The organism is Allobosea sp. 05T439, assembly GCF_056396005.1.
In genome coordinates, this window is record NZ_JBFTKP010000093.1 from 1 (window position 1) to 5,270 (window position 5,270).

The 5,270-nt window shown below is 63.8% G+C and carries 8 protein-coding genes and 1 pseudogene; 3 read left to right on the forward strand and 6 right to left on the reverse strand.

Going from position 1 to position 5,270, the window contains the following annotated elements; all coding sequences use genetic code 11:
* The coding region (locus AC1DIO_RS34925) for a zinc-binding dehydrogenase (protein WP_476854916.1) at window positions 1-404 on the forward strand (404 nt) is incomplete at its 5' end.
* 40 nt (window positions 405-444) lie between these two features.
* Here the strand turns inward: AC1DIO_RS34925 and AC1DIO_RS34930 are convergent.
* The 4 genes from AC1DIO_RS34930 to pqqB form a co-directional block, all read right to left on the reverse strand.
* The gene (locus AC1DIO_RS34930) at window positions 445-834 is read right to left on the reverse strand and encodes a hypothetical protein (RefSeq protein ID WP_441508408.1); all 390 of its coding nucleotides are present in this window, start codon (window positions 832-834) and stop codon (window positions 445-447) included.
* Window positions 831-1,520: a hypothetical protein gene (locus AC1DIO_RS34935; RefSeq protein ID WP_441508407.1), complete on the reverse strand. Its 690-nt coding sequence runs from the start codon at window positions 1,518-1,520 to the stop codon at window positions 831-833. Before AC1DIO_RS34935 ends, AC1DIO_RS34930 begins: the two co-directional genes overlap by 4 nt.
* A gap of 116 nt (window positions 1,521-1,636) precedes the next feature.
* Window positions 1,637-2,368 (reverse strand): pyrroloquinoline-quinone synthase PqqC, encoded by a 732-nt coding sequence (pqqC, locus tag AC1DIO_RS34940; RefSeq protein WP_441508406.1) that lies wholly within the window; start codon window positions 2,366-2,368, stop codon window positions 1,637-1,639.
* Window positions 2,365-3,252, reverse strand: a complete 888-nt coding sequence (pqqB, locus tag AC1DIO_RS34945) for a pyrroloquinoline quinone biosynthesis protein PqqB (RefSeq protein WP_441508405.1) — start codon at window positions 3,250-3,252, stop codon at window positions 2,365-2,367. The genes pqqC and pqqB overlap by 4 nt, the downstream gene beginning before the upstream one ends.
* Before the next feature lie 447 nt (window positions 3,253-3,699).
* Between pqqB and AC1DIO_RS34950 the strand changes: the two genes are divergently transcribed.
* Both AC1DIO_RS34950 and AC1DIO_RS34955 read left to right on the forward strand, forming a co-directional pair.
* Entirely contained in the window at window positions 3,700-4,122 is a 423-nt protein-coding gene (locus AC1DIO_RS34950; protein ID WP_441508404.1) for a cupredoxin domain-containing protein, read from the forward strand.
* A 62-nt stretch (window positions 4,123-4,184) separates the two neighbouring features.
* Complete coding sequence (locus tag AC1DIO_RS34955; protein ID WP_441508403.1) at window positions 4,185-4,376, forward strand: hypothetical protein; 192 nt, start codon at window positions 4,185-4,187, stop codon at window positions 4,374-4,376.
* A 98-nt stretch (window positions 4,377-4,474) separates the two neighbouring features.
* Here the strand turns inward: AC1DIO_RS34955 and dut are convergent, their stop codons facing one another.
* A complete protein-coding gene (dut, locus tag AC1DIO_RS34960) occupies window positions 4,475-4,942 on the reverse strand; it encodes a dUTP diphosphatase (protein WP_476854917.1) in 468 nt (155 codons plus the stop codon).
* A gap of 169 nt (window positions 4,943-5,111) precedes the next feature.
* Window positions 5,112-5,270, reverse strand: a pseudogene (locus AC1DIO_RS34965) (IS481 family transposase); the annotation flags it as partial.

A 5,270-nucleotide genomic window follows, 5' to 3' on the forward strand; every position in this document is an offset into this window, starting at 1 on the left:
ATCCGGCCGAGATCGGCAACGACAAGGTGGTGCAGGCGATCGTCGATCTGACCGGCGGCGGCGCCGATTTCTCCTTCGACGCGACCGGCAATACCAACGTGATGCGCCAGGCGCTGGAATGCTGCCATCGCGGCTGGGGTGAATCGATCATCATCGGGGTCGCCGAAGCCGGCAAGGAAATCGCGACCCGGCCGTTCCAGCTCGTCACCGGGCGGGTCTGGAAAGGCACCGCCTTCGGCGGCGCGCGCGGGCGCACCGACGTGCCGAAGATCGTCGACTGGTACATGGAGGGGAAGATCAATATCGACGACCTGATCACCCACAAGCTCAGCCTGGACGAGATCAATCACGGCTTCGACCTGATGCATGAGGGCAAGTCGATCCGAAGCGTCGTGGTCTACTGAACCGGTCGTCCGAAGCCCCGGCAGCTGGGACATCGCCAGATCAGAAGCAGCGCAATTCGCCTTCGATCTGTGCCCGCTTCAGGCGTGCGACCTTCTCGCGCATCAAGGGCATGGAGATAAACATCGAGGCGTTCTGACCGCCGCGCTGGCGCACGGACATGATCGTCTCGGCTTCCTCATAGGCCCTATAGGGCAGCACAGACGCGATCACGTCGATCGAGCACGAGCATTTCTCCAGCGCCGTACGGGTCTGGCCGTTCGCGGCCATGCACCCGAAGATGTAATCGGCGCGTGCGACCGTCGGATAGTCATTGACCGGCGTCTCAGCTGCGCCGCCATTGCCCGCAGCGAGGATCGTCGCCAGCAGCCCCCCGGCCAGAGCCGTCAGAAACCCGTGGTGCCGCGCTCCTGCCGTCCCGACCGTGCTCATGGCTGGGCGCTCGCCGATTTCAGGACGATGCGCTCCTCGAGTTTCGGCGCATCCGGCAATGTGCTGACGAACCTTGAGGTCATTTGGAGCAGCATGCCAGGCGCGGCCTCAGCCACCAGAATCTCGAACTGGCTGTCCTCATAGCCGAGCATCCGCCCGATATTGGTATCGTCGACAAAGGGCCTGACGGTGATCCGCGTCGCATCCAGCGTCTTGCCCTCGAATTCGACCTTGGTGGCCTCGCTTGTTGCCTTGTCGCGCAGGCCGGCGCGCAGCCGGTCCTTGAAATAGGGCGTCGTTCCACCGGTGAGCTGCGCCATGTTGCTCACTGCCCGATCGAGGAAGATGACGAGCACCGGATTGCCGGTCAGATCGGTAATCGACATAGGCTCGCGCGCCCGCTCGCCCGTGAACAGGCGCAGGTCGACATTGCGGCTGCCGTTGGCTGCAACGGATCTGACCACGAGCTTGATATCGTCGCCGAAGGGCTCGCCCAGCCGTTTCGTGTCGGAGGGCAAGCGCTCAAGCCGATAGGTCAGCTCCGTGCCCGAAGACACGCCGGAAAGATGAGGACGCGCGAACAGGATATCGACCGGCGTTTCCTGCGCCTGCGCCGGCCATGGCGCGATCGCCAGCACCAGAGCCATGACCTGGCAGAGCAAGACGGCGAAAGCTTTTCCGCTCACGATCGCATCTCCCTGACATCATAGCAGGTCGAGCAGGCCACGCAGGCAGCAGGATAAGGCTTGGCGCCCGGCGCAGCAATCAGCTTTGCAGGCTCAGCCGCTCAGGACCGCGATGATCAGCGCGCCGGCACGAAGGCGCCGGGCGGAATATGGCCAGGCTCGACATAGGCGTGATGGAGCGCATCCAGCATGGCCCAGAGCACGTCGCATTTGAATTCGAGCGCCGCGATCACCGCCTCCTGCTCGGCCGGCGTGCGGGCATGGGCCGTGACATAGGCAAGCGCGGTCTCGACATCGCGCCGCGCCTGTTCCGGGCGGGCGGTGAAATAGCTCAGGCTCTCCGGGCTGACGAAGTCGTAATGCGCCAGCATGCCTTCGACGCGGTGGCGGATGACCTTTGGCGAAAACAGCTCGGTCAGGGAGGACGCGACGGCTTCGAGCAGCGGGCGCTCGCGCACGAAATTGACATAGGCCTCGACCGCAAAGCGCGTCGCCGGCAGCACGCCGCGATGGGCCTGCACATCGGCGCGTGCCAGGCCCAGGCTTTCGCAGAGCCTGAGCCAGCGTTCGATGCCGCCCTCACCGTCCCCCTCGCCATCATGGTCGACGAGACGCTGGCGCCAGGCCCGGCGGAGCGCGGGGTCGTGGGTCCGGGCGATCAGGAACGCGTCCTTCACAGGGATATGGGCCTGGTAGGTGAAGCGGTTGAGAGCCCAGGCCTGGACCTCGCCCTTCGTGCACCGTCCGGAATGCAGTCTGGTGTGGAAGGGGTGCTTGTCGTGATAGCGCGCCTCTCCGACCTCGCGCAGGCGCTGTTCCAGTTCCTCGGGCGATAGCAAAGCAGTCACAGCCGCACCTCCATGCCGTCATAGGCCACCGCGATACCCGCGGCTTCGATCACGAGACGCTCCGGCGACCCCTCGATCAGCGCCGAATTGGTGTTGTTCAGATGGATATAGATCTTTTGCGCCGCAGGCAGCTTGGCGAGCCAGGACAGCGAGCCGCCAGGGCCCGTGATCGGCATATGCCCCATCCTCCGACCGGTCTTTTCGCCGACGCCGCTGCGGATCATCTCGTCATCCGTGAACAGGGTGCCGTCGAAGAACACCACGTCCGCGCTTTCGGCCGCGTCACGAACGCTGTCGGACAAGGCGGCACAGCCCGGGATATAKACAAGCGAGCGCCCTGCGCCGCCGATCCGGATGCCCGCCGCTTCGCCAGCCTCGGACTCGAGCCGGGATGCGCTCTCCTCGAGATAGAGCGGTGCCTTGCCGGGGACCGGAAACAGCTCCGCCGTCAGTCCGCCAGCCAGCGCGATGGGGTTCGCGGCCGTCGCGATCATGCGACGCGCCGGCACGGCGGCGAAGATCGGGTTGGCCTCGATCGCCTCAAGGACCGGTGCGAGCGCGACCAGATCGAACGGATGCCGCTCGCGCAGCGTGAGCAGCCCGGCGACATGGTCGATCTCGGCGCTGCTGAGAATGACCGTGCCGATCGGCGACTGGCGCTCGGCGCGCGGCCACAGGGCCGGCGTCGTCCGGATCTGGCTGCCAAGATCGGGGGACGCGTTCAGAACGATCCAGCTCTCGTCATCGAGCGTCACCGCGAGGCTCGATTGCGTCCGCCAGGGCGCGCGGGGATCCCTGCTCCAGGCCAGCGCGCAGACCCGGCACCGGCAATTCCATTGCGGAAAACCACCTCCCGCAGCCGCGCCAAGAACGATGGCTTTCATCGGGGCGCCTCAGGCAGCCGGCTTCCCGCAAGTGCACGGCGCGAAAGACTGCATTGCCCGCGCTGTTGCACACGCCGTTGCTTCCACTCCGCATGCGACCCAGGACATGTCCGGCTCCTTCGATTGTGCTAAGAACGGAATGGTGCTGACAAAGACTGCCTTCACGCTCCGGACGCGAGCCTCCGGCATCGCGATCACCTCAGCGACGATGGCAGCGGTTCTGTCTTCTTCACGTCCGCGCCCGTGTTACTGTCGACCTTGGCGATTGCTGGGTATCATTACAGAGGGAGAGGCTTCGGGCCAGTCCTTGCCCGGTCTGCAATATCACGCCAGCTCCCGGCAAAGACGGAGAGACCCGCGATCGAATATCTGATGGCGCGAGCGACGATCCAACGAAGGTCGACTGATCCCAGGTTATTCCAAAGCAACAAGAACGGGGAGGATGACATGCATCTGCTGTGGTTCTTGCTGGCGGGCCTGCTCGGGTTGAGCCAGGCGACGGCCGCCGACCTTGTGAAGGGCCGGACAAATCTGCCCGAACTGGTGCTCGGGAATGACGAAGGCCGCGACTACGTCGTCTCCCAGAAGCAGATCGAGATGGAATCCGGCAAGTCCTACCGCCTCTCCGTCACGGCGAAGGGCGGCAAGGAGTACAAGTTCTTCGCACCGGAGTTCTTCCGGAACAGCTGGATCAACCAGATCGTCATCAACCATCTCGAAGTGCACATGCAGGGTGCGCCTCATCATCTCGAGTTCGACGACCAGGGCACGATCCATGTCGAGTTCGTGGCGATCCGGCCGGGCGAGTACCCCTGGTATATCCAGGGCCTGGAGGCTCAGGGGATGACCGGCACCTTCATCGTGAAGTGACGGAGGCAAGCCATGCGCATGCTCGCTCTCACCTCCGTCCTGACCCTGGTGCCGATCCCGCAATGGCCGATGACAGGTCGGAATGCACGAACGGCATCGTCATGATCCAGGCCGAGATCGCCAGGAAGCCGCCGGCGGCCACCCTGCGCAAACTGGAGACGGCGTTGCGCGTCGCGCGGCGCGAAGAACAGGAGGGCGAATTCGACGAGTGTCTCGATGCGGTCAACGACGCCCGCAAGGCACTGGGACGATGAGCGCTTGTTCCTCATGGACCGGGCTCAGCCGTGGCAACGCGGGCGACCGATCTCCGGCCCCCMGAGCGCCCAGCGCTGAAGCGTGGTCTTCGCTAGGTTTAGCGGCTGGTTGAGCCATGGCCGCCGTAGCCACGCTCAGTTTCATCGAGCGTCGCCCTTTCGACAAACGCAACGCCGCTGACCGGCGCCACTACCATCTGAGCGATGCGGTCGGCACGCTGGATTAAAAATGGTGCCTTTCCGTGATTGATCAGAATGACTTTGATCTCGCCTCGATAGTCTGCGTCCACGGTCCCCGGTGAATTGAGAACTGTGACGCCAAATTTGGCGGCGAGTCCCGAACGAGGCCGGATTTGGGCCTCGTAGCCCTTGGGTAAGGCGATGGCGAAACCGGTGGGTATTGTCGCGGTCATGCCCGGAGCAAGGGTCACGACCGTACCGGGAGCAATAGCAGCAGGCAGATCAAGACCCGCCGAGCCAACAGTCTGCGATCGAGGGATCTMAAGCCCTTGTCCATTTTCAAGCCGGCGCAGGCCGACGCTGACACGCCTGTCGTTCCTCAAAATTCTACCAGCGAGCTTACCGAGTAAGTTCGACTTCCCCCCAGGCGTTGGCCAACAGAGCCGCGGATCGTGCGTAGGACAGTAAACGGGAGAGTGCCGGTTATCGAGCACCTAGGCGGCCTTGGCGCCCCCGTCGCCGCAACCTTCGGTTACTGGTTATGTGTCCGAGGCCTTAGGTGTTCAGTCCCGGCATTTGATGGATTGGATCGAGCCTGAATCGTTCTGGCTCTGAAGTCCAGCATTTGCAGATGAACTCGTAGGGTGTGAGCCCCCTAAGGGTCTTCAGCCGGCGGCCGAAATTGTAGGCGACAACGAAGTCTGTGAGGTGCGC